This is a genomic window from Alkalibacillus haloalkaliphilus C5 (assembly GCF_000269905.1).
GTDB lineage: Bacteria > Bacillota > Bacilli > Bacillales > Alkalibacillaceae > Alkalibacillus > Alkalibacillus haloalkaliphilus_A.
Window position 1 is genome coordinate 1 of record NZ_AKIF01000202.1, and the last position, 4,033, is coordinate 4,033.

5 protein-coding genes are annotated in these 4,033 nt (G+C 37.7%); all 5 read left to right on the forward strand.

The genetic code is table 11. The features are described from left to right. The first annotated feature begins 305 nt into the window (after positions 1 to 305). The 5 genes from A194_RS0115175 (at position 306) to A194_RS18760 (ending at position 3,940) form a co-directional block, all read left to right on the forward strand. On the forward strand, positions 306 to 1,010 hold the full coding sequence (locus A194_RS0115175) for a TasA family protein (RefSeq protein ID WP_017187647.1): 705 nt from the start codon (positions 306 to 308) through the stop codon (positions 1,008 to 1,010). A gap of 137 nt (positions 1,011 to 1,147) precedes the next feature. Next, the gene (gene tapA / locus A194_RS0115180) at positions 1,148 to 2,029 is read left to right on the forward strand and encodes an amyloid fiber anchoring/assembly protein TapA (protein WP_083834326.1); all 882 of its coding nucleotides are present in this window, start codon (positions 1,148 to 1,150) and stop codon (positions 2,027 to 2,029) included. After that, on the forward strand, positions 2,029 to 2,622 hold the full coding sequence (gene sipW / locus A194_RS0115185) for a signal peptidase I SipW (RefSeq protein ID WP_017187649.1): 594 nt from the start codon (positions 2,029 to 2,031) through the stop codon (positions 2,620 to 2,622). Before tapA ends, sipW begins: the two co-directional genes overlap by 1 nt. A gap of 36 nt (positions 2,623 to 2,658) precedes the next feature. Further along, the gene (locus A194_RS0115190; protein ID WP_017187650.1) at positions 2,659 to 3,342 is read left to right on the forward strand and encodes a TasA family protein; all 684 of its coding nucleotides are present in this window, start codon (positions 2,659 to 2,661) and stop codon (positions 3,340 to 3,342) included. A 175-nt stretch (positions 3,343 to 3,517) separates the two neighbouring features. Further along, the gene (locus tag A194_RS18760) at positions 3,518 to 3,940 is read left to right on the forward strand and encodes a class D sortase (RefSeq protein WP_017187651.1); all 423 of its coding nucleotides are present in this window, start codon (positions 3,518 to 3,520) and stop codon (positions 3,938 to 3,940) included. The last annotated feature ends 93 nt before the right edge of the window (positions 3,941 to 4,033 follow it).

The following is a 4,033-nucleotide window of genomic DNA, read 5'->3' on the forward strand; positions in this document are numbered from 1 at the left end:
CACTGTTCGTTAAATAGAATAAAATCGAGAAAAAGTAAGGAAATAGTGCATTTTAAAGAACAGAACAGTTTATTTGTTCTTTATTGAGAATATTTAGTTAAATTTGAAGGTTTGCAAAATTAGGAAATAGGTCTATACTGTGAATTGTATTCTTAATAACGAACAAATTGTTCTTGTTAAAGAAATGGATGAATATGTTAATAAGGTGCTTGATCGTCTAATCGTGATTAATGAAGCTCATGGCTTCATTAAAATATAAAATTATTTACCTCATGTTGGGGGTAGAAAGAGGAGGAACTTATTTTATGAGTATTAAGAAGAAGTTAGGAGCAGGGGTTTTAGCAGGTGCGCTAGGGCTATCATTAGTAGGGGGAGGAACGTTTGCATACTTTAGTGATACGGCGGAGCAAACGAACACATTTGCTTCAGGGACAATTAATCTAGATGTTAATCCGGAGATGCAAGTTCCAATGGAGAATATTAAGCCTGGAGATTGGATGCCTAGAGATTTTGAATTACTTAATAATGGGTCACTTGATATTGCTTATGTTGACCTTAATACTGATTACACAGTAAGAGACTCCAATGGCCATGAAGTTGGAGATGATTTGGCTGATGAGTATGCTGAACAGCTTTACGTTCAGTTTTTGAAGAACACAACAGGCGATGAAGACTATAAAGTTTTATTTGAAGTATCACTTAAAGACTTGCGTGATTTAACACCAGAAGATTTAGCTACCAAAGTCAATATTGAAGAAATCATGACTGAAGAAGGCTATGAGTATTGGGAGTGGATTATTTGGCCAATATTTGGTAAGTGGATTACTGTAGACCCAGTGTTTGAAGATGTACCAGAAGAAGTAACAGGAATCCCAGCAGGTGAAAAAGCAGAATTTGATGTACAATTCAGATTTAATGATACGGGTGAAAGACAAAACAATTTACAAGACCTTGATTTAGAACTTGATTGGACTTTTGAAGGTTACCAAGGAGAAGGGCAAGAGAAGTAATAATTTCTTCAAATGGAAAGGTGAGCTTATCTCACCTTTCCACCTATTTATTTCTTATCATGAATTTATATGAAGGCTCGTAAATTGATGATAGGAAGTAAATAGAAATTAAGCTAGTCCTATAAGGAGGGGTTGCCGTGAAAAGGTATACACGCATGGCTAAATACAGGGTTAAGCATTTTAAGTCGAAAATTTTAATACAGGTGGTGGTCATCTGTTACGCACTTGTAATGTCAGCTTCCCTATTGGCTTCAGATACATCGGCTTATTTTAGTACTCAATCAAGTACATCTGTATCAATTCCTACTGCTGATTATTGGTGGGATCAAAGTGAGTTAGTGTTCACAAGTAAAAACACTCAAAACGTAAAAGAGTGTGCTCCTCATGAGATAAGTGTTGAAATCAAAAATATTGGTGAAGACATGACTGGTAGTACAGAATTTAAAGTCTATTTCACAGAAAAGGGCAATCCACAGAATAAGCACGGAAAAGAAGTGCACGAAGGGAATATCAAACCATTAGACAATGGTGAAAAAACAGATTTAGTTTATGAAGCAGAAGAAGACGGTTTTTATAAATTTAAAGCTTATCAAATGGAAGGTTTCGATGATAACTATGATGAGAGAACTGAAATATGGAGCGAAAAAGTCCACTTGAATTGTAATGCAGCTAAAAGTGAAAAAGAAGAGGACGACAAGAAGAAAGACGACAAGGAAGAAAAACAAAAAGTAGAAGATAAAGATACAACTGAAGAAACAGAAAAAGACCATGATACTAAAGAAGAGGACGAATCATCTGATCAAGATGAAAAGAAAGACAGTGATGGGGAAGAAGAAACTAAATCTGAAGAAAAACAACACAAAGAAGAAGAGGAAAAGGATGAAGATCAAGATCAATCAGATGAAGACAACAAAGATGAACAGGTTAAAGAAGGCGATAACGAAGGTAACGATGATAAAGGTCAAGACGATCCAGAAAAACCAGATGAAGAAGATGAGTCTGAGGACGGTGATAAGTAATGAAAGTAAAGATGAAAACAGTAAAAAAAGTAACGAGTAGCGTTTTAAGCTTTACCTTAATCTTAGCAGTGGTACTAATGGCAGTAACGGTTATCTCTGTAAAAGCATCTGGTGGAGAACCTGAGATTTTTGGCTATCAAATTAAGACTGTCTTATCAGGTTCAATGGAGCCGGAGTTTCAAACTGGTTCCGTAATCGCAGTTATACCAGATGGTGACATGACGAGGTTTGTGGAAGGTGATGTCATTACCTTTATGGAGGAAGATCGATTAGTCACTCACAGAGTTGTAGACGTTGTCGAAAGTGGCGATAATGTCATGTACGAAACAAAAGGTGACAATAACAATGCACCAGATCGAGACTTAGTGTTATCTGATAATGTTGTAGCGGAATATACAGGGTTTACAATTCCCTATGTAGGATATATTGCTAGTTTTGCTCAGTCACAACTTGGTGGAGCTTTAATGCTTATTTTACCAGGGTTGTTATTGATGGGATATGCTGGTTATGCAATTTGGCAAGGAGTCTCACAACTAGAATCAAACAATAAAAAGAAAGAAGAAAAGACAGAAAAAGCTGAAACACCAGCTTAAAATATATGGCGAGTCCATAGTACTGAAGGTGATGATATGAAAGCGAAATCGTATTTCTTGATCGCTAAAATAATAGTCTTTACGGTCTTTATTTCATTAGTATTTACACATGCGAACCAAGTAAATGCTGGTGAAAATGATGAACAGACTCTATCAATATCAACAGATCCGAGCGAAATTCTATTTGATGTCACCAACATAAAGCCGGGTGATACTTTCAAAAGAACATCAACAATTATAAATGATGGTAGTCTGGACTTCTATTATCAAACAGAAGCCATTCAAACAGAAGGGTCTGATAAACTATTTAATCAGCTAGAGCTAGTCGTATTAGATGAGGATGATCAAGTTCTTTATGATGGTAGCCTAGGTCAATTCGAAGGTTACGATTCAAGGTCTTTAGCAAGTGGAGCAGAAGAAGAGGTTACTTATTTGGTCGAGTTCCCTTGGGAGTCAGGTAATGAATTTCAAGGATTAGAAGTGAAATTCAATATGGTAACTTGGGCTAACGCTGATCCAATTGAACCGGGAGATGACATTGATGATGATGATTCAGAGGTAGGTGGTACTTTACCAAGCACTGGTGGAGGTCTAGGCATTCTCCCACAAACAGGTGAGTCCATCCCTTACCTTTATTACATCATCGGTGGTGTCATTGCATTAGCTGGTTTAGGGTTAATTCTTGCAAAGCGCCGAAGTAAACTAGTCGGGGAAGGGTAACTATGCGCCGCATACTCGGATTACTACTTATTATAATAGGCACAGCGTCATTCTCTTCCCTTATTTTCAAAATCAGTATTATAGCCACCAAGAAGGAGAGCTAGTTGAATCTTTCAGAGAGCTCGATCAGTTATTTAGTGATGAACAAAATCGGGTTCATGCAGCTGAGGTAGAGGTGGATGACACTTCAGGTGACAACACCCACAATAATGAACAAGTTCAAGGACTCATCCATATCGATAAGATTGACTTAACTCTCCCCATGTTAGAGGGGGCAACGGAAGAGAATTTAGATGTCGGGGCAGGGTTAATGTCACAAGGTTTTACTTTTGGTGAGGTAGGTAATATCGGTATTGCAGCTCACCGTAGTCGAACGTCGGGCCGCCTTTTCAACCGGTTAGATGAAGTCGAGATTGGCGATCGAGTGACGGTTGAAACCCACGATTCGGAATATGAATATGAAGTGGTCGATACGTTTATTGTTGAACCAGAGGACATTTCGGTACTGGATGTGCAAGAGGATGAATCAATAGTTACCCTTATAACATGCACGATTGATTCCACTCAACGTGTCATTGTTCAAGCGAAACTATTATAAAAAAGCTGGTCGTAAGGTTTTACACTTACAACCAGCTTTCTTTAGTGGCCTTGATTCTTTTGGCTCTACAATAAATAACGTTGGTGGGTAAAT

Bases quoted from the DNA above. Each gene is read 5' to 3' on its own strand.
- A194_RS0115175 (WP_017187647.1), top strand. From the start codon at position 306: ATGAGTATTAAGAAGAAGTTAGGAGCAGGGGTTTTAGCAGGTGCGCTA.
- sipW (WP_017187649.1), top strand. From the start codon at position 2,029: ATGAAAGTAAAGATGAAAACAGTAAAAAAAGTAACGAGTAGCGTTTTA.
- A194_RS0115190 (WP_017187650.1), top strand. From the start codon at position 2,659: ATGAAAGCGAAATCGTATTTCTTGATCGCTAAAATAATAGTCTTTACG.